13 protein-coding genes and 1 riboswitch are annotated in these 23,579 nt (G+C 72.5%); of the genes, 1 reads left to right on the forward strand and 12 read right to left on the reverse strand.

Going from position 1 to position 23,579, the window contains the following annotated elements; genetic code table 11:
* Positions 1 to 22: 22 nt before the first annotated feature.
* The 4 genes from JN535_RS09890 to JN535_RS09905 form a co-directional block, all read right to left on the reverse strand.
* The gene (locus JN535_RS09890; RefSeq protein WP_205205353.1) at positions 23 to 1,294 is read right to left on the reverse strand and encodes an MFS transporter; all 1,272 of its coding nucleotides are present in this window, start codon (positions 1,292 to 1,294) and stop codon (positions 23 to 25) included.
* Positions 1,295 to 1,379: 85 nt separating this feature from the next.
* Positions 1,380 to 2,261, reverse strand: coding sequence for a bifunctional methylenetetrahydrofolate dehydrogenase/methenyltetrahydrofolate cyclohydrolase (locus JN535_RS09895; protein WP_205205354.1), 882 nt, complete (start codon positions 2,259 to 2,261; stop codon positions 1,380 to 1,382).
* Positions 2,258 to 3,547 carry a serine hydroxymethyltransferase gene (glyA, locus tag JN535_RS09900; RefSeq protein WP_205205355.1) on the reverse strand — a complete coding sequence of 430 codons (1,290 nt, stop codon included), beginning with the start codon at positions 3,545 to 3,547 and terminating at the stop codon, positions 2,258 to 2,260. Before glyA ends, JN535_RS09895 begins: the two co-directional genes overlap by 4 nt.
* 81 nt (positions 3,548 to 3,628) lie before the next feature.
* Positions 3,629 to 3,740: riboswitch (ZMP/ZTP riboswitch) on the reverse strand.
* Between the two features lie 69 nt (positions 3,741 to 3,809).
* Positions 3,810 to 4,328: a GNAT family N-acetyltransferase gene (locus JN535_RS09905; protein WP_205205356.1), complete on the reverse strand. Its 519-nt coding sequence runs from the start codon at positions 4,326 to 4,328 to the stop codon at positions 3,810 to 3,812.
* Positions 4,329 to 4,435: 107 nt separating this feature from the next.
* Here JN535_RS09905 and purU point away from each other — a divergent pair, with 107 nt between their 5' ends.
* Positions 4,436 to 5,356, forward strand: a complete 921-nt coding sequence (gene purU / locus JN535_RS09910) for a formyltetrahydrofolate deformylase (protein ID WP_205205357.1) — start codon at positions 4,436 to 4,438, stop codon at positions 5,354 to 5,356.
* Positions 5,357 to 5,500: 144 nt separating this feature from the next.
* On the opposite strand, the gene JN535_RS09915 is transcribed toward purU, so the two are convergent.
* From JN535_RS09915 to JN535_RS09950, 8 genes are all read right to left on the reverse strand, one after another.
* Positions 5,501 to 6,610, reverse strand: a complete 1,110-nt coding sequence (locus JN535_RS09915; protein WP_205205358.1) for a substrate-binding domain-containing protein — start codon at positions 6,608 to 6,610, stop codon at positions 5,501 to 5,503.
* 98 nt (positions 6,611 to 6,708) lie between these two features.
* Complete coding sequence (mmsB, locus tag JN535_RS09920) at positions 6,709 to 7,998, reverse strand: multiple monosaccharide ABC transporter permease (RefSeq protein WP_205205359.1); 1,290 nt, start codon at positions 7,996 to 7,998, stop codon at positions 6,709 to 6,711.
* A gap of 53 nt (positions 7,999 to 8,051) precedes the next feature.
* Complete coding sequence (gene mmsA / locus JN535_RS09925; protein ID WP_205205360.1) at positions 8,052 to 9,608, reverse strand: multiple monosaccharide ABC transporter ATP-binding protein; 1,557 nt, start codon at positions 9,606 to 9,608, stop codon at positions 8,052 to 8,054.
* A 462-nt stretch (positions 9,609 to 10,070) separates the two neighbouring features.
* Positions 10,071 to 10,562, reverse strand: a complete 492-nt coding sequence (locus JN535_RS09930; protein ID WP_205205361.1) for a GNAT family N-acetyltransferase — start codon at positions 10,560 to 10,562, stop codon at positions 10,071 to 10,073.
* Between the two features lie 157 nt (positions 10,563 to 10,719).
* Complete coding sequence (gene pulA, locus JN535_RS09935; RefSeq protein WP_205205362.1) at positions 10,720 to 16,914, reverse strand: pullulanase-type alpha-1,6-glucosidase; 6,195 nt, start codon at positions 16,912 to 16,914, stop codon at positions 10,720 to 10,722.
* A gap of 347 nt (positions 16,915 to 17,261) precedes the next feature.
* Positions 17,262 to 20,912: an ATP-binding cassette domain-containing protein gene (locus JN535_RS09940; RefSeq protein WP_205205363.1), complete on the reverse strand. Its 3,651-nt coding sequence runs from the start codon at positions 20,910 to 20,912 to the stop codon at positions 17,262 to 17,264.
* A gap of 132 nt (positions 20,913 to 21,044) precedes the next feature.
* Entirely contained in the window at positions 21,045 to 22,031 is a 987-nt protein-coding gene (locus tag JN535_RS09945) for a malate dehydrogenase (protein WP_205205364.1), read from the reverse strand.
* 162 nt (positions 22,032 to 22,193) lie between these two features.
* Entirely contained in the window at positions 22,194 to 23,411 is a 1,218-nt protein-coding gene (locus tag JN535_RS09950) for an NADP-dependent isocitrate dehydrogenase (protein WP_205205365.1), read from the reverse strand.
* Positions 23,412 to 23,579 lie beyond the last annotated feature (168 nt).

Below are 23,579 nucleotides of genomic sequence, written 5' to 3' on the forward strand. Positions count from 1 at the left end.
CCGACAGGACGGGGCTCCGGCGTCACGCCGGGGGCGTGGCCTCGCTCACGGGAGCAGGCACGACGCGAGCGGGACGGAACGCGCCGGCGAGGACGGCGGACACCGCGGCAAGGACCGCCAGGACGACGAAGCCGACGCGGAGCTGGTGGGCGGTCGCGAAGACGCCGGTGAGCACGCCCCCGAGCACTGCGCCCGCGTAGGTGAACACGTTGAGGCGCGCCACGGCGCGGTCGGTGACCGTCGCGACGGTCCCGACCGGCGGCTCCGCCGGCCCCGTACCCGTGCCCGCCGCCACCGTCTCGCGGGCGCGGTCCCCGATCGCCGAGAACGCGAGCGGCGCGACGACGCCGAGCCCGAGCCCGGTCGCCGCCAGCCCGAGCACCGCGACGGGCCAGCCGGGAGCCGCTGCCACCGCGACGAACCCTAGGGCTCCGAGCGTGCCACCCAGCCGCACCACCCGGACGCGACCGGCCCGCTCGACGAGCCCGTCCCCGACGAGCCGCGAGACGATGAGCGCCGCCTGGTACGCCGCGTAGCCGAGCGGTGCCGCCGCCGCGCTCGCCGCGAGGACGTCGCGCAGGAACGTCGCGCTCCAGCTCGACACCGCCGAGTCCGCGACGGGGAATGCCAGCATCCCTGCGCCGAGCAGCGCGATCGTGCTCGCGGCGACCCAGGCCACGGTCCCGGGCGATGCCGTGGCCCGGACGCCGTCCGCCACCTCGGCCGGGGCCACGGCCTCGGGGGCCGCGCCACCGCCGTCGGGCAGGCGCAGCGCGAGCCAGGCGGCGCCCACGGCCACGAGCAGCGCCACGAGCGGGAGCGCGACCGGCTGACCCAGCCTGACGAGCGCACTCCCCGAGACGGCGAGCGCACCGAGCACGCCCCCGGCGGCGTTGGCCGCGTAGAACGACGCGAGCAGGCTGCGGCCGTGCGCGCGCTCGACGTCGATCCCGAGCATGTTCATCGCCGCGTCGACCGCGCCGAGCGCGAGCCCGTACAGCCCGATCGCGACGAAGAAGACCGGCCACGACGGCGCGAGCCCGACGCCTGCGACCGCGAGCGCCGCGAGCAGCAGGCCGCCGACGACCACGATGCGCGCGCCGCTGAGCGCCGCCACGACGCCGGACAGCGCGCTGCCCAGCCCGGCGAAGACGCACACGCCCAGCACGACGAGCGTGACGACGTCGTCGCCCATGCCGAGCCGGTCCTTGTACCCGGGGATGCTCGTGAGCACCACGGCGAACCCGAAGCCCTGCACGGCGTACGCCGCCGTCGTCGCGATGCGCTCCGTCACCCGCGCAGACTAGCGGCTGCGGGCCGCCCCCGGAACGCCGCAGGGCGCGGCCGTGGTGACCCACGGCCGCGCCCCGGGGACGAGGTCAGGCGGAGGCGCGCTCCGCCGCGTCGACGACGTTCGCGAGGAGCATCGCGCGCGTCATCGGCCCGACCCCGCCGGGGTTCGGCGAGATCCAGCCCGCGACCTCGGCGACGTCGGGCGCGGCGTCCCCGACGACGCGGCTCTTGCCGGTCTCGGGGTCGACCTCGCGCGAGACGCCGACGTCGATGACGACGGCGCCCGGCTTGACCATGTCGCGCGTGATGATCCCCTGGACGCCCGCGGCCGCGACGACGACGTCGGCACGGCGCACCAGCTCCGCGAGGTCCGTCGTCCCGGTGTGCGTGAGCGTCACGGTCGCGTTGACGGCGCGGCGCGTGAGCAGGAGGCCGATGGAGCGGCCGACCGTCACGCCGCGGCCCACGACCACGACCTCCTTGCCCGCGAGGGAGATCCCGTGCCGCTCGATGAGCTCGATGATCCCGCGCGGCGTGCACGGGAGCGGCGAGGTGACCTCCTCGTTGACGCGCAGGACGAGGCGCCCGAGGTTGGTCGGGTGCAGCCCGTCGGCGTCCTTGGCCGGGTCGATGAGCTCGAGCACGCGGTTGGTGTCGATGCCCTTCGGGAGCGGGAGCTGCACGATGTACCCCGTGCAGGCCGGGTCCTCGTTGAGGCGACGGACCGCGGCCTCGATCTCCTCCTGCGTGGCGTCGCCGGGCAGGTCCTCGCGGATCGAGGACAGCCCGACCTCGGCGCAGTCGCGGTGCTTGCCCGCGACGTACCACTGCGAGCCCGGGTCGTCGCCGACCAGGAGCGTGCCCAGGCCGGGCACGACGCCCTTCTCCGCGAGGACCGCGAGGCGGTCCTTGAGCTCGGCCTTGATGGCGGCGGCGGTCGCCTTGCCGTCGAGGAGCTGCGCGCTCACTGGTGGAGGCCCGGGTACAGCGGGAAGTCGGCCGTGAGCTTCTGCACGCGGGCGCGCAGGGCGTCGGCGTCGGTCGCGGCGCCCTCGCGCAGTGCCGTCGCGATGATCTCCGCGACCTCGGTGAACTCGGCGTCGCCGAAGCCGCGCGTCGCGAGCGCGGGCGTGCCGATGCGCAGGCCGGACGTGACGCGCGGGGGGCGCGGGTCGAACGGCACGGCGTTGCGGTTCACGGTGATGCCGACCTCGTGCAGGAGGTCCTCGGCCTGCTGGCCGTCGAGCGCGGAGTGGCGCAGGTCGACGAGCACGAGGTGGACGTCCGTGCCGCCCGTGAGGACGGAGACGCCGGCCTCCGCGACGTCGGCCTGGGCGAGGCGGTCGGCGATGATGCTCGCACCGCGCAGCGTGCGCTCCTGGCGGTCGCGGAAGTCGTCCGAGCCCGCGATCTTGAACGACACGGCCTTGGCGGCGACGACGTGCATGAGCGGGCCGCCCTGCTGGCCCGGGAAGACGGCGGAGTCGATCTTCTTGGCGTACTCCTCCTTGCTCAGGATGAAGCCGGAGCGCGGGCCGCCGATCGTCTTGTGGACCGTGGAGGACACGACGTCCGCGTACGGCACCGGGGAGGGGTGCAGGCCCGCGGCCACGAGGCCCGCGAAGTGCGCCATGTCCACCCAGAGCTTCGCGCCGACCTCGTCCGCGATCTCGCGGAACGCGGCGAAGTCGAGGTGGCGCGGGTAGGCGGACCAGCCGCCGATGATCACGTCGGGACGCGTCTCGAGGGCCTGCTTGCGCACCTCGTCCATCTCGATGCGGTACGACTGCGGGTCCACGCCGTAGGCCGCGACGTCGTAGAGCTTGCCGGAGAAGTTGATCTTCATGCCGTGCGTGAGGTGGCCGCCGTGCGCCAGCTCGAGGCCGAGGATCTTGTCGCCCTTGTTGATGAGCGCGTGCAGCACGGCGGCGTTGGCCGTGGCGCCCGAGTGCGGCTGGACGTTGGCGTGCTCGGCGCCGAACAGCTCCTTGGCGCGGGCGATCGCGAGGTTCTCCGCGACGTCGACCTGCTCGCAGCCGCCGTAGTAGCGGCGGCCCGGGTAGCCCTCGGCGTACTTGTTGGTGAGCACGGAGCCCTGCGCCTGCAGGACGGCGCGCGGGACGAAGTTCTCGGACGCGATCATCTCGAGGGTGTCGCGCTGGCGCGCGAGCTCCCCGTCGAGGACGGCCGCGATCTCGGGGTCGAGCTCGGCGAGCGGGGTGTCGAGGACGTTGTCGGCTGGCTGGGCGCTCATGGCGTCTCCTCCGCGGGTGCTTGGCAGTGTGTCGTCGGTGGTCACGTTCCCGGCTCGCCGGGTACGCCCCACCAGGGGGTGACCCGGGGCCCAGGCGAACGACCCGTCGTCTGCACAGCGTGTCGCTCCCCGGTGGTGATCCACCCTGCCCGGGGCGGAGTTCCACCGGGCGGCGCCAGTCGCGACGCGTCGATCCTAGCGCACGGCCCGCCGGCGGGTCCCGGGCTCTCGTCCTGCGGCGCCGTTCCCTGCTCCGCCCGGGCTACTCCTGCCCGACGGCGTCGGACTCGTTGCGCGCCTCGGCCTCGCCGAGGATGCGACGCAGGTAGGTATAGGTGAGGTCGCCGGCGGCCTTGTCGTACTGCTCCTCGTACCCGTGCTTGGTGTACATCGCGAGGTTCTGCTTGGAGTCCTTGCCCGTGAAGACCCAGATCTCCGTGGTCTGCTCCGGGAGGTAGGGCAGCACCTCGAAGAGCATCTGCGTGCCGATGCCGCGGCCCTGCATGTCCGGCGCCACGGCGAGGCGGCCGAGCGTCGCCTTGCTGTCCTCGATCTCGACCCGCACCGAACCGACGAGGCGTGGGCCGAGCCACGCGCCGATCGTCACGACGTCCTCGCGCGCGAGGTCCTCGCGCAGCTCGTGGAGGGTCTGGGTCAGCGGGGGGATGTTGGGGTCCTGGTAGAGCTGCGCCTCGGTGACGAACGCCGCCCGCCGCAGGGTCAGGAGCTCGCCGGCCTCGGCGTCGTCGACGAGGCGGGTCGTGATCTGCGCGTCGTTCATGGGGACATCGTGTCAGACATCGCGCGGCGCGACCGCGCGTATCCGGGTGGTGTCAGGCGGCCGGACGGCGGCCCCGTCACCGCCGGGACGCGGCTACCCTCTGAGGGGTGTCCACGACAGCTCCCCGTGGCGCCGACGTCCCCGACACCTCGGCGCCCCGCACCGCGCAGCCCCCGACCGGCGACCCCACGCACTGGGTCCTCACGCTCTCGTGCCCGGACGGGCCGGGGATCGTGCACGCCGTCGCCGGGGCCCTCGCGCGGCTCGGCGGCAACATCACGGAGTCGCAGCAGTTCGGCGACCCGCTCTCGGGGCTGTTCTTCATGCGCGTGCAGGTCGAGGCCGCCGCCGAGCGGGCCGAGCTGGAGCGCGCGGTCGAGGAGGTCGCCGCCCGGTTCGCCATGACGTGGCAGCTCGACGTCGTCGGGCGCCGGGTCCGCACGCTGCTCATGGTCTCCAAGGCGCCGCACTGCCTCGTCGACCTGCTGTACCGCGAGCGTTCCCAGGGCATGCCGATCGAGGTCGTCGGCGTCGTCGGCAACCACCGCGACCTCGAGGACATCGCGACCTTCTACGGCAAGCCGTTCCACCACGTGCCCGTCACGCGCGACACCAAGGCCGACGCCGAGGCGCGCCTGCGCGAGCTCGTCGCCGAGCTCGACGTCGAGCTCGTGGTCCTCGCGCGCTACATGCAGATCCTCTCCGACGAGCTGTGCCGCGAGATGCCCGGGCGCATCATCAACATCCACCACTCGTTCCTGCCGAGCTTCAAGGGCGCCCGCCCGTACGCCCAGGCGCACGACCGCGGCGTCAAGCTCATCGGTGCCACGTCGCACTACGTGACGGGTGACCTGGACGAGGGGCCGATCATCGAGCAGGACGTCGAGCGCGTCGACCACTCGCGCCGCGTCGAGGACCTCGTCGCGATCGGCGAGGACGTCGAGCGCCAGACGCTCGCGCGCGCCGTGCGCTGGCACGCGGAGCACCGCGTGCTCCTGGACGGGCACCGGACCGTCGTCTTCCGCTGAGCCGCGGGCTCCCGCCGAGCTCCTCCGTGCCGGCGCCTCCCCCTGCACGACGGCGGCCCCCGCCACGTCCGAGGACGTGACGGGGGCCGTCGTGCGGCGGCGTGCCGGTACGCCGCCGCCTCCCGGTCGCTCAGAGCGAACGGGTCACTGGGTGAGCTCCTCGAGGGTGGGGTCACCCGCGTAGACCTCGGCCGCGTTCTCCTGCGTGACGATGATCGGCTCGAGGAGGAAGGCCGGGACGACCTTCACGCCGTTGTCGTAGGACTCGGTGTCGTTGATCTCCGGCTCGTCGCCCGCCTGGAGCGCCTTCACCGCGTTGATCGACTCCTCGACGAGCTTGCGCGTGTCCTTGTAGATCGTCGAGTACTGCTCGCCCGCGACGATCGACTTGACCGACTCCACCTCGGAGTCCTGGCCGGTGATCACCGGGGTCTCCTTGCCGGCCTGCTTGGCCGACGTGAGGGCCGCGCGGGCCAGGGTGTCGTTCGGGGACAGGACGCCGTCGAGCTCCGTGTCGGAGTAGCTGCCCGAGAGCACGGTGTCCATGCGCTTCTGCGCGTTCTCGGCCTTCCAACCCTGCGTCGCGACCTGCTCGAACGACGTCTGGCCGGACGGGATGACGAGCGTGCCGTCGTCGATCTTCGGCTGCAGGACGCTCATCGCGCCCTCGAAGAACGGCGTCGAGTTCGCGTCGTCGGGCGAGCCGGCGATGAGCTCGATGTTGTACGGCGCCTCGCCCTTGCGCTCGGCGAGGCCCTGGAGCAGCGCCTCGCCCTGGAGCTCGCCGACCTTGAAGTTGTCGAACGCGATGTACTCGTCGACCGCGTCGGTGTTCTTCACGAGGCGGTCGTACGCGATGACGGTCGCGCCGTTGTCCTTGGCGTTCTTGAGCTGGCTGCCGAGCTGCGAGCCGTCGATGGCGCCGACGATGATGACCTTCGCGCCCTGCTCGACCATCGCGTCGATCTGGCTCTGCTGCTCCGAGACGCCCCCGTTGGCGAACTGGACGATCGGCTTGAAGCCGGCCTCGGTGAGCCCGTCGTTGAACAGCTCCTCGGCGAGGACCCAGTTCTCCGAGGTCTTCTGCGGGAGCGCGACGCCGATGGTCGCGCCCTCCTCGAAGCCGGCCGCCGCGGACTCGCCGCCGGTCTCCTCGCTACCACCGGTGTCGCCGCCCCGCTCGGACGAGCAGCCGCTGAGCACGAGCGCACTCGCGGCGGTGAGCGCCAGGAGCGTCGTGGTGAGCTTCTTCATGGGTACCACTTTCTTGTCGGGCATCCGTCGTCGGATGCGGTCAGGGGTCGTGCGGTGAGAGAGGACGGTGCGTGCGCGGTCGCGGTGTCGACGGCGCGTCAGCCCTTGGACGCGGTCGCCCCTGCCTCCACGGGGACCTCGGGCCGGGCGTCGTCGGCCCCGGTGACGGCGCCGGTGCCCTTGTCGCGTCGCGACGGGAAGATCAGCGCGATGATCGACGGCCGGCCCTGCACCTTGTTGTAGACGTCGAACGCGACGGCGGCGAGGAGCACGAGGCCCTTGATGATCTGGGTGCGGTCCGAGCCGATGCCCATGAGCTGGAGGCCGTTGTTGAGCACGGCCATGACGAGGCCGCCGATGACGGAGCCGACGACCGTGCCGACGCCGCCGGAGACGGCGGCCCCACCGATGAACACGGCCGCGATCGCGTCGAGCTCCCACATGTTGCCGTCGAACGGACCGGAGGCCGTCGAGCGGCCGATGAAGATCATGCCCGCGAGCGCCGCGAGGACCGACATGTTCATCATGACGAAGAAGTTCGTCTTCTTGATGTCGACGCCGGAGAGCGCCGCCGCGGCGCGGTTGCCGCCCACGGCGTAGACGTGGCGTCCGCCGACGGTCCGCTGGGCGACGAACTGGTACACGATGACGAGCAGGATGAGGATGACGGCCGGCACGGGGATCGAGGTCCCGACGCGGCCCGATCCGTAGAGGTACGTGAGGTAGGCGATGACGGCGCTGAAGAGCACGACGCGCGTCACGGCGACCGACGTCGGGACCGGCTCGGCGCCGAGCTTGCGGGCGCTGGCCCGACGGCGGAGCTCGGCCCACACGACCGCGGCGATCGCGAGCACGCCGAGCAGCAGCGTCGAGTTGTTGAGGCCGGTGCCGGGGCCCCACTCGGGCAGGTAGCCGCCGCCGATCCACTGGATCTCGGAGGGGACGGGGACCGTGTTGGACTTGCCGATGTACTGGTTGAGCCCGCGGAAGATCATCATGCCGGCGAGGGTCGTGATGAACCCGGGGATGCCGACGTAGGCGACCCAGAAGCCCTGCCACGCGCCGATGACGGCGCCGACGCACAGTCCGAGGAGGATGCCCAGCCACCACGGGATGCCCCAGTCGCGGATGGCGAGGGCCACGATGATGCCGGTCACCGCCGCCACGGACCCGACCGACAGGTCGATGTGGCCCGCGATGATCACGAGGACCATGCCGATGGCGAGGATGAGGATGTAGGAGTTGCCGTTGAGCAGGTTCTGCGCGTTGCTCGGGGTGAGGACCCGCCCGCCCGTGGCGATCTGGAAGAAGATGATCAGGGCGAGGAGCGCGAAGAGCATGCCGAACTGGCGCGCTCCCCCGCTCAGCAGCTGCTTGATGGACGACATCGTCGGTGGTTCCTTCTCGGTTGCGATGCGGTGGCTGGGTGGTGGGGGCCGGCTCAGGCGGCGTCGGCGGGCGCGTCGCCCGAGGCGCCGGTCATGAGCCGCATGAGGCCTTCCTGGGTCGCCTCCGACCCGGGCACCTCGCCCGTGATCCGCCCCTCGAAGACGGTGTAGATGCGGTCGCACAGCCCGAGGAGCTCGGGGAGCTCCGACGAGATGACCACCACGCCCCGGCCCGCGTCGGCGAGCTTCTGGACCAGGCCGTAGATCTCGTACTTGGCGCCGACGTCGATGCCGCGCGTCGGCTCGTCGAGGATGAGCAGCTCGGGCTCGGTGTACATCCACTTGGCGAGCAGGACCTTCTGCTGGTTCCCGCCCGAGAGCTTCGCGACGCCCTCGTGCACGCTCGGGGCCTTGATGGAGAACGCCTTGCGGTAGGACTCCGCGGCGACGAACGCCGCGTCCCGGTCGATGACGCCGGCCTTCGCGATGCGCGGCAGGTTGGCGGCCTGGATCGTGCCGAGGATCGTGTCGAGCAGGTTCAGCCCGAGCGACTTGCGGTCCTCGGGGACGTAGGCGATCCGGTTCTCGATGGCCGAGAGCACCGTGGGCATGGAGACCTCTCGCCCGTCGATGCGGACGACTCCGGACCTGTACCGTCCGTACGACCGCCCGAAGATCGACCGCGCGAGCTCGGTGCGCCCGGCGCCCATGATCCCGGCGAAGCCGACGATCTCGCCCCGACGGACGTGGAACGTCGAGCCCTTGCAGACGAGCCGGCCCGGGACCTCGGGGTGCTCGACGGTCCAGCCCTCGACCTCGAAGAAGGTCTCGCCGATGGAGGGCGTGTGCTCCGGGAAGCGCGACTCGAGCGAGCGGCCGACCATCCCGCGGATGATGCGATCCTCGTCGACGGCGTCGTCCTTCACGTCGAGCGTCTCGATCGAGCGCCCGTCGCGGATGATCGTGATCGAGTCCGAGATCGCCTCGATCTCGTTGAGCTTGTGCGAGATGATGATGCTCGTCAGGCCCTTGGCGCGCAGGCCGCGCAGCAGGTCGAGCAGGTGCTCCGAGTCCTCCTCGTTGAGCGCCGAGGTGGGCTCGTCGAGGATGAGGAGCCGCACGTCCTTGGCCAGGGCGCGCGCGATCTCGACGAGCTGTTGCTTGCCGACACCGATGTTCTTGATCTGCGCGTCCGGCGACTCCTGGAGGCCGACACGCGCCATGAGCTCCTCGGCCCGGCGCCGCGCGGCTCCCCAGTCGATCCCGAAGGACCCCTTGACCTCGTTCCCGAGGAAGATGTTCTCGGTGATCGAGAGCTCGGGGATGAGGGCGAGCTCCTGGTGGATGATGACGATCCCCGCGTGCTCGCTGGACCGGATGTCCTTGAACTGGACCTCCGCGCCCTCGTAGTAGATGGCGCCCGAGTACGTCCCGTGCGGGTACACGCCCGAGAGCACCTTCATGAGCGTCGACTTGCCGGCGCCGTTCTCGCCGCAGATCGCGTGGATCTCACCGGCTCGCACCCGCAGGTTCACGTCGTCGAGGGCGCGCACGCCCGGGAACTCCTTGGTGATGCCTCGCATCTCGAGGATCACGCGCTCGTCCGCCATCGGACCTCCTCCTGCCGAGGACAGCTCGCGGCGCACCGACGCGCCGCGGACCCGGACACCCTCAGCGCCGCCCGAGCGGGTGCGACGTTATGCCGGTGGCGTTCTTGGCGTCAACTCCTGAACGCAAGGATCGACAGAACCGTGACCAAACAGCGACCTTGGTCCCATGACAGCGCAGACATATGCTCTGGATGTGAGCGCAAACACGCGGGAACGCTCCCAAGCGGTCACGATCTGAATGCGTGAGAGCGCTCCAAGACGTCGGCCGCCCTCGCCGAGCATGCGCGAGCATGCGGTTGTTGCCCGTCCGGGCGCCGTCATGGGCTGCGTCCGCATGCTCGACGGGCGAAACCGCATGATCGACGCGTCCGCAGAGTGCATCGCGACGGTGCGGCGCTGCTCCGACGGGTTTCGGCCGGGACTCGCAGGGCTGACAGGCGCCGAGTGGCGCCGCCCCGCGGACTAGCGACGTGGGAGCGGGAGCTTGAAGCCCTCGTGCGACTGCTCGTAGCCGAGCGACCGGTAGAACCGGTGGGCGTCGACGCGCTGCTTGTCGGACGTGAGCTGGGCGAGCGTGCAGCCTCGCGCGACGCCCCAGGCGTGCGCCCACGCCATCATGGCGCGGCCGACGCCCTGCCCACGGAGCCGGCGGTCCACACGCACCGCCTCGACGAGAAGCCGCGACGCTCCGTTCCGGGAGATCCCCGGGACCACGGTGAGCTGCATCGTGCCCACGACCTCGCCGCCCAGCTCGACCACGACCAGCTCGTTGTGCGGGTCGGCGTCGATCGCCGCGAACGCCGCCTCGTGCGCGGCCCCGACCTCCCCCGTCCGGGACCGGGCGATGGCGTCGTCCGCGATGAGCGCGACGACCCGCGGCAGGTCGGCGGCGACGGCAGTACGGAACGCGAGACCCGCCGTCGGACCGACGGCGGGCTGGGGCGAGGTGGTCACGGCCCGCGACCGTAGCACCCGGAACCCTCAGGGAGAACCCGACCCTGCCGAGGTAGAACCGGGGTAATCCGAGGTAGAACGGAGGTGAGCCGAGGTAGAACCCTGGTAAGGACCAGGGTTCTACCTCGGCAAACCAGGGTTCTCCCCCGGCGAAGGCTCAGGAGCAGGTGAGCTCCTCGTGGGCGACGGTGAAGGTCGAGGTGACCCTCTCGCCGTCGACCACCGCGGTGGCGGTCACCGCGGCCTCGCCGGCCGCGACCGCCTTCTGGCGCGTCGCGAACGACTGGTAGGCGTTCTTCCCGGCCGCGACCTTCGTGAACGCCTTCTCGCCGAACGGCGTGGAGAGCGTCAGGTCCACGGGGACCGCGCCGTCGTTCGTCGCGCGGACCGCGACGTACGCCGTGCCCGCGAGGCAGCGGGGCTGCACCTCGACGGAGACGGGCAGCTCGCCGCCCGCCTGCGGCTCGACGAGCACCGCGACGGTGCGCGCCGGGACCGTGACGGTCCCGGAGTCCGCGTCCCACGTGGTGCCCTGCACGACGGCGTCCCTCCCCTCGGCCTGGACCGGCGAGAGCACGTACTCGCGGCCCGCGAGCGCGGACAGCGGGACGGTGACCTCGTCCGGCGAGGCGTTGAACACCGTGAGCAGGCCGTCGAGCGCCGGGTCGACGTCGGGGCCGACGGTGTCGTCCACCGCCATGGCGACGACGCCCGGCACCTGCTCGGGCCCGGCACCCGGGAAGGTGACCTTCTCCTGGATGAGGTCCGCGTCACCGAGCCGGAAGAGCTCGGTCGAGTGCCGCAGCCGCAGGAGGTCCTGCGCCTGTGCCGACGCGGTGGCGATGTCGTCGGGCGACGGCTTCAGCGCCGGGTCCGCGAGGAGCGGGGCCATGAGCGGCCACTTGTCCTCGTTGTCCGCCGCCATCGGCAGGCCCTTGCCGAACCCGTTGTCCTGACCGGTCCAGTCGATCGCGTTGAACCAGTCGCCGGAGTCGTAGCTGTTGCGGTCGAGCGACTTCGACCGCAGCAGGTCCGTGCCCGCGTGCCAGAACGACGGCGTCTGGGAGAGCGCCGCGGTCGCGAGCGACACCGTGTTCATCCGTACGCGCTCGTCCATGGGCGTGTCGGCCGGGAGCTTGAGCGCGAGCAGGTCGAACAGCGTCTCGTTGTCGTGCGCGTCGACGTACGTCACGACCTCCTCGGGCGAGTCGGCGTAGCCGGCCGGCGCCCCGCGGTAGTCGATCTCGTCGCCGCGCTTCTCCTCGCCCGTCGACGTCACGAGCGTGTAGTCGCGCAGGTTGCCCGCGAGGCCGAGGCGCACGAGGTCCGTCTGGTGGCCGAGGTCGGCGAGCTCGTCCGCGGAGCCGTCGTTCACGGTGCCCGGCTCCCCCGCCCGGGCGGGCTGCCCGTTCGGGTCGGTCGCCAGGCCCGTGCCGAAGCCCTGCGTGAACGTGGACGCGCCGTCGACGGGCGAGCCGCCGTGCACGGCGTCGCGCAGCCTGTCGGAGAAGGTCCCGATGCCCGTGCCGCCGAGCTGGCCCTGCGTGGCCTGCTCGAACAGCGCGTTGCCCGCGACCTCGCCGAAGTCCCAGCCCTCGCCGTACAGGTAGACGGACTTCCCGTCGACGCCGTCCTCGGCGAGCGTGAGCTCGTCGAGCGCGGCCCGGACGTCGAGCATGTTCTGCTTCGAGTGGTGACCCATGAGGTCGAAGCGGAACCCGTCGACGCGGTAGTCCTTCGCCCACGTGACGACCGAGTCGACCATGAGCTTGCCCGCCATCGCGTGCTCGGTCGCGACGTTCTGGCAGCACGTGCTCGTCTCCACGGAGCCCGTGGTCGGGTTCTGCCGGTGGTAGTAGCCGGGCACGACCCGGTCGAGGACCGACTTCGCGTCCTGCCCGCTCGCCGCGGTGTGGTTGAACACCTGGTCGAGCACGACCTGCAGCCCGGCGTCGTGGAGCGACCCGACCATGGTGCGGAACTCCGCGACGCGCGCGCCGCCGTCCGCGTCCAGGGCGTACGACCCTTCCGGGGTGCTGAAGTGCCACGGGTCGTAGCCCCAGTTGAAGCCGTCCTGCGCCTGCACCGCCGCGACCGCGGCCTGCTGCTCCGCCGAGTCGGGCGCGAACCCGGTGAGGTCGCCGGTCGTGGCCTGGGCCGCGCGGTCCTCCGGGATCGACGCGATGTCGAACGTCGGGAGCAGGTGCACCGTGGTGAGGCCCGCGTCCGCGAGCTCGCGCAGGTGCGTCATGCCGGCCGAGCCCTTCTCCGCGAACGCGAGGTACGTGCCGCGCCGCTCCGCCGGGACGGTCTCGTCGGAGATCGAGAAGTCCCGGACGTGGAGCTCGTAGATCGTCTGGTCCACCGGCCGCTCGACGACCGGGGCGGGCGTGCCCTCCCAGACGCCCGGGCGGAACGCGGGGTCGTCGAGGTCCACGGCCACCGAGTGCGTGGAGTCGAGGGTGAGCCCCACCGAGTACGGGTCGGTGACGACGTTCGTCTCGACCTTCCCCGTGCTCGGGACGTAGACCTGCACCTCGTAGAGGTAACGCGCCCCCTTCCAGCCGACGGCCGCGCCGCCGAGCTTCTTGTCGGCCGCCTTGCCGTCGAGCGTCCACGTGCCGTCGGCCTGGCGCACGGCCTCGAACCGGCGCGGGTCGTCGTCGAGCGACGCCCCCGCGGGCCACGCGAGCACCGAGACGGCCTTCGCCGTCGGTGCCCACAGGGCGAACGACGCCCACTTGCCGTTGGCGTGCCACGAGACGCCGAGCTCGCGCTCGGCGGCGTCCTCGGCGCACAGGTCGTCGACGACGCCCGGCACCTGGACCCCGGTCGCGGCCGTGAGCGCGCCGCCGTCGGCCCGGGTGACGAGGAGCTGACCGGTGAGCGCGGCCTCGACCGCGGCGCGGTCGATCGGCTCGCCGTCGTCGAGCACGCGCAGCGCGGTGTGCCCGGCGAGCGCCGGGAAGTCCGCCGCGACGTCGTCGGGCAGGCCGGCCGGGTCCACCTCGAGCGTGTACGACGCCGTGCCCTCGGGAGCCTGCACCTCGCCCTCCGCGCTGCCCGGGGCGACGGAGATCCCGCCGTCCGGTGCGGCCCACAGGGTCCACTCGTCGCCCGTACCGAGGTCGCCGGGCCAGGCGACCAGGTCCTCACGGACCCAGTGCGCGGCCTGCTGCCCGGTGCCGGGGAGCGGCGGGTTCGCCACCTCGATGGTCAGGAGGTGAGTGGCGAGGTCGTACGAGAACGTGACGTTCTCGCCGTCGCCCACCGAGAACTGGTAGTTCGCCCCGTCGGGTGCGCCGCCCACGCCGTAGTTCTCGGCCCAGCTCAGGCCGTGCGCGACCTTGCCCTCGTACGCGCCGGCCGCGAGGCGGTCGGTCGACCAGGTGTACGTCCCGTCGCCGTCGGGATCCTTGAGCCAGGACGCGAGGCAGTCGGGCGCCCACGACGCGGGGCAGCCGACCTGGTCCTGGAACGAGCCCGGCAGCGTGACGATCGGGCCCTGCGCGGTGCTCGAGAAGTCCTTGCTCACCGGGTCCCAGTAGAACGTCACGGGACCGCCGGTCGTCGTGTACGTCGCGTTGCCGCCGTCCTGTACACCGCCCACGCCATAGTTCACGGTCCACGACCCGTTGAGCGCGACCTTGTACTCGTACGTCCCGGCCGGGACGTCGAACGTCCCCGCGTAGACACCGTCGGCGCGCTTCGTGAGCTGGGCGGCCTCGCACGCCGGGGCCCAGTCGCCCGCGCAGCCCATGGCCGCGTTGTGGCTCCCGGGCACGGTCACGAGGTCGATCTCGGGCTCGGGCTCCTCCCCCACGACCCCGCTCACGTCGACCCCGACGCTCGCGAACGTCGACGCGGCGGCGCGGTCGCCGTCGGCGTCGGTCGTCACCGCGCGGTACTCGACGAGGGTGCCGTCGGCCAGGCCCGCGACGTCGTGGAAGACGCGCGGTGTCGTGTCCTCGGCCGTGCCGAGCGGGTGCCACTCGGCGCTGCCGACCTCGCGCCACGCGAACGACGTCTCGGCCCAGGTGTCGGCGTCGACGTCAGCCGCGACCGGCGCGACACCGGTCACCGCTCCCCCGGCGCGCGGCACGGTGACCGCGATCTCACCGGACGAGTCCGCGCCGACCTCGCGGTCCGCGCGCAGCACGACCGTGCCCGTCGCCGGGACCGTGAGCGTGACGATGCCGTCGGCGTCGGCGATGACGGGCTGCCCTCCACCCCCGGGGACCTCGCCGTAGAGCACCTCGTACGACGCGCCCGGCGTCAGCGTCGTGAACGTCACGGTCCGGTCCTCCGCCGCGTTGTTCAGCGCGACGAGGTGCTCGACCTGCTCCGTGCGGTCCACCCGGCTGAAGGCGTACACACCCGCCCCGTTCTCGACGTAGCGCTCGACCTGCGCGCCGTCGGCGAGGGCCGGGTGCGCCTCGCGCAGCGCGGCGAGCTCCGCGATGTGCGCGTAGAGCGGGGCGTCGGTGTCGAAGCGGTCGACGCTGCCCGCCTGCTCACCGGTGACGAGCGGCTGGTCGGCGTACTCGTCGACCTGGGTCGCGAACAGGGTCTGGCGCGCGTCCTTGTCGCCGCCCTTCCCGGCGAAGCCCTGCTCGTCGCCGTAGTAGACGACCGGCTGCCCGCGCGTCAGGTACATGAGGTCGTGCGCGAGCTCGTCGCGCGCGAGCGGGTCGTCGGTGCTCGCGAGCATGTACCCGACGCGCCCCATGTCGTGGTTGCCGAGGAACGTCGGCAGCGCCTGCGCGTTCGTCGACGGCGTCGTGTACATGTCGTCGCTCGCGAAGAGCGAGGCGAGGCCCTTGGCGCTGTTGCCGCTCGCGAAGCTCGTCGCGGCGGACTGGAACGTGAAGTCGAGCGTCGAGCTCATGTCGGTCTTGCGCACGTAGGGCGAGAGCTTTGCCGCGTCGGCGTCGTAGACCTCGCCGAACATGAAGAAGTCGTCCTTGCCCTGCGCGTGCGCGTAGTCGAGGACCTCGGTGGTCCACGTCTCCCAGAACTCGAAGTTCACGTGCTTGACGGTGTCGATGCGGAACCCGTCGATGCCGAGGTCGATCCAGTCCTGGTAGACGTCGACGAACCCGTCGACGACCGTCGGGTGCTCCGTCATGAGGTCGTCGAGGCCGTCGAAGTCCCCGTACGTCACCGACTCCCCGGTCCACGTCGAGTTGCCGCGGTTGTGGTACAGCGTCGGGTCGTTGAGCCAGGCCGGGACCTTGAGGTCCTCCTTGCCCGCGGGGACGACCGGCGTGTACGGGAACGACGTCGCGGCGTCCAGCGCCGGAAAGTCGCCCGTGCCCGCGTGGTCCGCCGGGTCGAACACCGTGCCGTCCGCGTCGCGGTAGGGGGACGTCGCCTGGTCGACGTAGGAGTACTGCTTCTCCTCGTAGTCGATCACGTCGGCCGTGTGGTTCGTGATGATGTCGAAGTAGACCTTGATACCGCGGTCGTGCGCCTCGTCGATGAGCGCCTCGAGCTCGGCGTTGGTGCCGAGGTGCGGGTCGATCTGCGTGAAGTCGGTGATCCAGTAGCCGTGGTAGCCCGCCGACGCGTCGGCGCCCGTGCCCTGGACCGGCTGGTTCTTGAACGACGGTGTGAGCCAGATCGCCGTCGTGCCGAGGCCCGCGATGTAGTCGAGGTTCTGCCGCAGGCCCGCGATGTCGCCGCCCTGGTAGAAGCCCTTGTTCGTGGGGTCGTACCCGGACACGAGCGGGTCGTCGCCGAGCCCGGCGGTGTCGTTCGACGGGTCGCCGTTGGCGAACCGGTCGGTCATGACGAAGTAGAAGCGCTCGTCCGACCCGGGCTGGCGCACCGGGGGCACCACGAGGCCGGCGTCCTGCGCCTCCTCGTAGCCGCCGGCGAGCCCGAGCGGGGTGAGCGCGATGCGGTGCGTCGACTCGTCGAACGTGACGCGGACGGTCGCGTCGCCGCCGAGCACGAGCGGCGCGTCGTCCTGACCGCCGTCGCGCCCGTACGCCTCGTCCCAGGCGTCGTCGAACGCGACCTTGTACTGGTAGGTGCCGGCGGGCAGGTCGAAGTCGGCGGACCAGACGCCCGCCGCGTCGGTGGGCACGAGCTCGGTCGCGACGCACGCGGGGTCCCAGTCGGCCGCGCAGCCGAGCTCGGACTGGAGGTCGCCCACGAGGGCGAGCGTGCGTTCGTCGGCACCCGCGGCCGGCGCGGCGAGCGTCACGCCCGCGAGGCCGGAGGTGGCGAGCGCGACGGCGGTGACCGACGCCGTCGCGCGGGACCCGCGCGAGCGGCGGGCCGGAGGGTCGGATGGGTGGTGCGACGGGGTGCGCGGGACGCGGCGACGTCGCGGCGTGGAGGTCATGAGGACTCCCTCGTCCGGTGGCTGGTGCGGAGCCGCAGGCATGAGCAGGCACGAACCGGTGAACGCGGGCGACGAGGACCGACAGCGGGCGACGTCGACCGCGGCTTCCTCAGCGTACGGCTGACCCGAACTGTACTGCTTGCAGAAACTTGCAGCAAGGCTCTGCACGCCCCCGCCAGGGTGGGTTCGCCAGCGAGCGGGGTTGTCGGGAGCGGGGGTGCGCCGGGTCGTGCGGGCCGGTGGGAGCCGGGAGGAACCAGGGCGGATGGTCGACGCACCCCCGCGGAGGTGGCACCACGGGACGGGACGTGCGGTGCGTGCGGTGCGAGAACGGACCAGCGCAGACGTCAGCCCGCGAGGTGCCCCCAGCGTGGCGCGAGCTCGCGCCACGGCCCGACCTCGGCCACGCGGCCCTCGTCCAGCACGACGACGCGGTCCGCCCGCGCGAGCGCCGCCCGCTTGGACGTCGCCCCGATGACGGTGGTCCCCCGCTCGCGGAGCGAGGTCCACAGCTCGATCTCGGTCGCCGCGTCGAGCGCGCTCGACACGTCGTCGGCGAGGAGGAGCTCGGCGTCGGTCGCGAGCGCCCGCGCGAGCGCGAGCCGCTGCACCTGACCACCCGAGAGGCGGACGCCGCGGTGCCCGACGAGCGCCTCGTGCCCACCGGCCTCGACGACGTCGCGCTCCAGGCGGGCGGCCGCGACCGGGCCGTGGACGTCGCGCTCGTGCCCGAGGCGCACGTTGTCCGCGAACGTCCCCGAGAGCACGCGCGGCACCTGCGCCACGTGGGCGACCTGTCCCGGGCGCAGGAACGTCTGGGCGTCGACGACGTCGATGCCGTTCCACCGGATGTCGCCCGTGTGCTCCATGAGGCCCGAGAGCGCCGAGAGCAGGCTCGACTTGCCCGCGCCGACCTGCCCCAGGAGCAGCACGAGCTCGCCTCGACGCACCGCGAGGTCGACACCCTGGACGCCGATCGTGCCGTCGTCGTGCAGCGCCGTGACGTCGACCAGCTCGAGCGTCTCGAGCGGCTGCCGCGGGCCGGGGTCGGGCGCAGGGGCCGCTCCCGTGAGGAGGTCGACGCCGGCCGGCAGGTCCATGAGGTCCGTGCCCGCGGCGAAGCGGCTCGTGGTGCGCTGCCACGAGCGCGTGCCGGGGGCCTCCGTCACGACCGCACCCGCGACCACGCCGAACCACCCGAAGCCGTTCACGGCGTTGGCGACCAGGAGCGCCGTCGCGAGGTCCCACGTCCCCGCGAGGAGCCCGGCCCATGCCGCGACGACGCCGAGCTGGATCATGACGAGCGGGACGCCGTCGAGCGCCGCCTGCACGCGGTGCTCGAAGATCGCCGCACGCACGCGGCCGGCGTCGACGTCGCGCAGGTGCGCGTGCACCTGCGGCGTCCGGGCGGCGAGCTTGACCGTGCGTGCCGAGTCGAGCGCGGAGACGAGCGCCCGCCCGAACCGGGCGCGGGCGGCCGACGACCGGGTGGCCGACCGGCCGGCGATCGGGCGCCCGAGCGCGGACGCCGCGGCGGACACGACCATGACGGCGAGCAGCACCGCGCCCGCGAGCCACGACCCGCTGAGCAGCGCCGTGACCCCGGCGATGACGAGGCCGTTGACGAAGTCGACCCAGCGGTCCGCGTACCGGACGAAGCGGTCGGCGTCCATGGCGCGCGCGACCACCTCGCCCGGGGGCGTCGCGGTGAGGCGGTGCTGGCGCGTCTGACCCGCCATGACGGCCATGCGCACGCGCAGCAGCACCTCGATCCACCAGCGCGGGTAGACGTAGAGCGCCCACGCGAGGCACAGCGGCGCCACGACGAGGAGCACGGCGAGCGGCACGAGCAGCTGCGCCGGGAAGCCGTCGTCCAGGTCCTGCACCGCGCGGCCCCAGAGGAAGCCCGTGACGGCACCCTGCGCCGAGACCAGGCTCGCGACGAGGAACAGCACGGCACCCACGACGCCCCACGCGGGACGCACGAACAGGGCGTGCGCGACGCCGCGCGCGAGGCTCGGCCCGTCGCCGGGGTCGGCGAGCACCGGCGGCTCGCCCCGGCGCCGTCGGCCGCCGACGGCCTCGGCGGCGCGACCCGCGGCGGGGTCGGCGACGTCGTCGGGCCCTCCCGAGCCGTGGGGTCCGTGTGCCCGCTCGGGCTGTCCCGGCCCGTCGGCCAGGTCGTCGCCCGCCTCGGTGCGCGAGCCGACGGCGGCCGTCGCGCCCTCCTCCGCGACGCTCGCCGCGAGGAGGTCGCGGTACGGGCCCGGGACGCGCGCGAGCGTCGCCCGCTCGCCCTGCTGCACGACCCGCCCGTGGTCGAGCACGGCGAGCAGCCCGGCACGCTCGATCGTCGTGAGGCGGTGCGCGACGAGCACGCCGGTGCGCCCCGCGAGCAGCCGCTCCGAGGCCGCGACGACGCGCGCCTCGGTGAGCGGGTCCATGCGCGCCGTCGCCTCGTCGAGCACGACGACCTGCACGTCGCGCACGAGCAACCGCGCGAACGCGACGAGCTGCTCCTCCCCCGCCGAGAGCGACGTCCCGCCCGGGCCGAGCAGCGTGTCGAGGCCGTCGGGCAGACCCGCGACCCAGTCGTCGAGGCCGAGCTCGCGCACCGCCGCCTCGACGTCCGCGCGCGGCACGTCGGCGAAGAGCGCGACGTTCTCCGCGAGCGTCCCCGCGAGGATCTCGGTGCGCTGCGTCACGACCCCGACGGCGGCGCGCAGCGCCTGCAGGTCGAGGTCCCGCACGTCCACGCCACCGACGAGCACGGCGCCGCGCGGCGGCTCGACCGCGCGCGAGAGCAGCGACGCCAGGGTCGACTTGCCCGATCCCGTCCGCCCCACGAGCGCGACCGTCTCGCCCGCGGGCACCCGCAGGCTCACGCCGTCGAGCGCGAACGTGCCCTCGGCGTACGAGAAGTGGAGGTCCCGCACCTCGATCCCCACCGGCCCCGCGGGCAGCGCCCTCCCGCCCGTCGGCTCGGGCTCGACGGCGAGCATCTGCCGGATGCGTGCGAGCGCGCCGAGGCCCTCCTGGATGTCCGGCAGGTGGTGGACCAGGTTGTCCACCTGACCGACGAACATCGCCGTCACGAGGAACAGCGTGACCAGGCGGTCGACGCCCAGGTCGCCGTCCGCCGCGAGCGCCGCGCCCGCGACGGCGACCCCGGCGAGCAGCGAGGCGAGGACGAGGCCGGCGCGCCGGAGCATGCGCGACTCGACGACGAGCACGGCCTCGAACTTCCGGTGCACCGCGGCCGAGCGCTCGGCCAGGCGCCGCACGGCGAACGACTGACCGAGGCTCGTGCGCAGGTCGTCCCGCGCCGCGACCGACTCCTCGAACGCCGCGGCATGGTCGGTCCAGGCCGCCTCCTCGACCACCTTGCGGCGCGCGATCTCCCCCAGCATCGGACGGACGATGACCGCCGCGAGGGCGCCGAGCACCGGGAAGAGGATCCACGCCGGCCACCACGTGAGGCCCGCGACGACCCACATCGGCAGGACGCCGACGACGGTGCGGCCCGCGCCCCAGAGCTGACGGCGCACGAGCGTGCCGACCGCGTGCGTGTCGTCGTCGACGCGGTCGAGCACCTCGCCCACCGCCTGCTCGGTGAGCGTGGCGAGCGGCTGGTGCAGGGCCGCCGTGAGCAGGTCGCCGCGCAGGCGGCCCTCGGCGCGGTCCACGACGCCGGCCCACACGACCTGGCCCGCGGTGTCGAGCAGCGCCGCACCGACGACGCACGCGGCGAGGAGCTGGAGCGTCGCGGTCGTCGGGTCGTCGGCGAGCCAGCCCGCGACGACCGTGCCCAACGCCGCGCCGACCGCACCGACCGTGAGCGCGACCAGCGCGACGACCGCCTGCGGTCCGCGCAGCCGCCGCCAGTCCAGGCGACGTGCCGGGTCGACGGGCGCACGTGAGGCACCCGCCGGCGCCGCGGTCTCGGGTGCGGTCGGGGGGTTTCGGGGCTGCTCGGTGGGCAGGGTGGCGTCGATCATGGCCCGTCGACCCTACGGCGCGTCACCCACGCCGACGCAGGGATTTTCGCCGTGGGGCGGCCACGCGCGAGCCCCCGCGCCGCTCCCTGGCCGTCCCGTCCCGCGGTTCCCACCGCGGGACGGGGACAGGGCTCAGACGAGCCCGAGCTGCTCCACGGCCTGCCGCTCCTCCTGGAGCTCCGCCACCGACGCGTCGACGCGCCCGCGCGAGAACTCCGAGAGCTCCAGGCCCTGCACGATCTCCCACGACCCACCGCGCGAGACCACCGGGAACGACGAGATGAGGCCCGTCGGGACGCCGTACGACCCGTCGGACACGACGCCCGCGCTCGTCCAGTCGCCCTCGGGCGTGCCGAGCACCCAGTCGCGCACGTGGTCGATCGCCGCGTTCGCCGCCGACGCCGCGGACGACGCGCCGCGCGCGTCGATGATCGCCGCGCCCCGCTTGGCGACCGTCGGGATGAACGTGCCCTCGAGCCACTCGCGGTCCTCCGCGAGCCGCGCGCCCGGGGTCCCCGCGACGTCCGCCTGGAAGATGTCCGGGTACTGCGTCGCCGAGTGGTTGCCCCAGATCGTCACCTTGCGCACCTCGGACACCGGGACGCCCGCCCTCTTGGCCACCTGCGTCAGTGCGCGGTTGTGGTCCAGGCGCGTCATCGCGGTGAACCGGTCCTTCGGCACGTCCGGCGCGTTCGACGCCGCGATGAGCGCGTTCGTGTTCGCCGGGTTGCCGACGACCAGGACGCGGACGTCGTCCGCCGCGCCCGCGTTGATCGCCTGGCCCTGCGGCTTGAAGATGCCGCCGTTCGCCTCGAGCAGGTCACCCCGCTCCATGCCCGGGCCGCGCGGGCGCGCGCCCACGAGCAGCGCGACGTTCGTGCCCTCGAACGCGGCCGTCGGGTCGTCGAAGATGTCGATGCCCGCGAGCAGCGGGAAGGCGCAGTCGTCGAGCTCCATCGCGGTGCCCTCCGCAGCCTTGACGCCCTGCGGGATCTCCAGGAGGCGCAGGCGCACGGGGGTGTCGGTGCCGAGCATCTGGCCCGACGCGATACGGAAGAGCAGTGCGTAGCCGATCTGACCGGCAGCGCCGGTCACCGTCACGTTCACGGGGGAAGTCATGCGCTCACTCTCCCACAACCAGAACCGCTCGGAGGCCCGACGGCGAGCGGTCGCCTCGGGGTCGCCGGGCCGGGCCGCGAGCGGCGGTGCGCGGGCCGGAGGACGACGACGGCGACGCCCCTCACGACGAGGGGCGCCGCCGTCGGGCACGCGGGAGGGCGATCAGCCCAGGCGCGCCTTGAGGTTCTCGTCGAGCGCGGCGAGGAAGTCCTCGGTCGTCAGCCACTCCTGGTCCGGGCCGATGAGGAGCGCGAGGTCCTTCGTCATCTTGCCGGACTCGACCGTCTTGATGACGACGTCCTCGAGCGTCTGCGCGAACTCGGTGACCTCCGGCGTGCCGTCCAGCTTGCCGCGGTGCATGAGGCCACGGGTCCAGGCGAAGATCGACGCGATCGGGTTGGTTGACGTCGGCTTGCCCTGCTGGTGCTGGCGGTAGTGACGCGTCACGGTGCCGTGCGCGGCCTCGGCCTCGACGGTCTGGCCGTCGGGGGTCATGAGGACGGAGGTCATGAGGCCGAGCGAGCCGAAGCCCTGCGCGACGGTGTCGGACTGGACGTCGCCGTCGTAGTTCTTGCAGGCCCAGACGTAGCCGCCCTCCCACTTCATGGCCGAGGCGACCATGTCGTCGATGAGGCGGTGCTCGTAGGTGAGACCCTTCGCGGCGAACTCCTCGGCGAACTCGGCGTCGAACACCTCCTGGAAGATGTCCTTGAAGGCGCCGTCGTAGGCCTTGAGGATCGTGTTCTTCGTCGAGAGGTACACGGGGTACTCGCGCTGGAGGCCGTACGCGAACGAGGCGCGCGCGAAGTCGCGGATCGACTCGTTGAAGTTGTACATGCCCATCGCGACGCCGCCCTCCTCGGGCATGGTCACGACCTCGAACTTCTGCGGCTCGGAGCCGTCGGCCGGCTCGAACGTCATCGTGATCTTGCCGGGGCCCGGGACCTTGAAGTTCGTCGACTTGTACTGGTCGCCGTGGGCGTGACGGCCGATGATGATCGGCTTGTTCCAGCCCGGCACGAGGCGCGGAATGTTCGAGATGATGATCGGCTCGCGGAAGACGACGCCACCGAGGATGTTGCGGATCGTGCCGTTGGGCGAGACCCACATCTTCTTGAGGCCGAACTCCTCGACGCGCGCCTCGTCGGGCGTGATCGTCGCGCACTTGACGCCCACGTTGTACTGCTTGATCGCGTGCGCGGCGTCGATCGTGACCTGGTCGTCCGTCGCGTCGCGGTTCTGGATCGACAGGTCGTAGTACTTGAGGTCCACGTCGAGGTACGGGTGGATGAGGCGGTCCTTGATGAACTGCCAGATGATGCGCGTCATCTCGTCGCCGTCGAGCTCGACGACCGGGTTGACGACCTTGATCTTGCCCATGCGCAGATCGCTCCAACTGTCGGGGACTGGTGCCCCCGGGAGCCGGACGGCGACCGTGCGGCCCGTGGGCCCGGTCCGTCGCACACAGGGGCGTTGCTGACCGCGGTCCAGGGTACTCGACTTCTCGACATCAAGATACTTTGCCGGACCCCCGCGGAGCGTTCGGAT

This window comes from Cellulosimicrobium cellulans (genome assembly GCF_016921195.1).
Classification (GTDB): domain Bacteria; phylum Actinomycetota; class Actinomycetes; order Actinomycetales; family Cellulomonadaceae; genus Cellulosimicrobium; species Cellulosimicrobium cellulans_F.

Coding starts and splice junctions, on each gene's coding strand:
- glyA (WP_205205355.1), bottom strand. CDS start 3,547: ATGAGCGCCCAGCCAGCCGACAACGTCCTCGACACCCCGCTCGCCGAG.
- JN535_RS09905 (WP_205205356.1), bottom strand. CDS start 4,328: ATGAACGACGCGCAGATCACGACCCGCCTCGTCGACGACGCCGAGGCC.
- JN535_RS09915 (WP_205205358.1), bottom strand. CDS start 6,610: ATGAAGAAGCTCACCACGACGCTCCTGGCGCTCACCGCCGCGAGTGCG.
- mmsB (WP_205205359.1), bottom strand. CDS start 7,998: ATGTCGTCCATCAAGCAGCTGCTGAGCGGGGGAGCGCGCCAGTTCGGC.
- mmsA (WP_205205360.1), bottom strand. CDS start 9,608: ATGGCGGACGAGCGCGTGATCCTCGAGATGCGAGGCATCACCAAGGAG.
- pulA (WP_205205362.1), bottom strand. CDS start 16,914: ATGACCTCCACGCCGCGACGTCGCCGCGTCCCGCGCACCCCGTCGCAC.
- JN535_RS09940 (WP_205205363.1), bottom strand. CDS start 20,912: ATGATCGACGCCACCCTGCCCACCGAGCAGCCCCGAAACCCCCCGACC.
- JN535_RS09945 (WP_205205364.1), bottom strand. CDS start 22,031: ATGACTTCCCCCGTGAACGTGACGGTGACCGGCGCTGCCGGTCAGATC.
- JN535_RS09950 (WP_205205365.1), bottom strand. CDS start 23,411: ATGGGCAAGATCAAGGTCGTCAACCCGGTCGTCGAGCTCGACGGCGAC.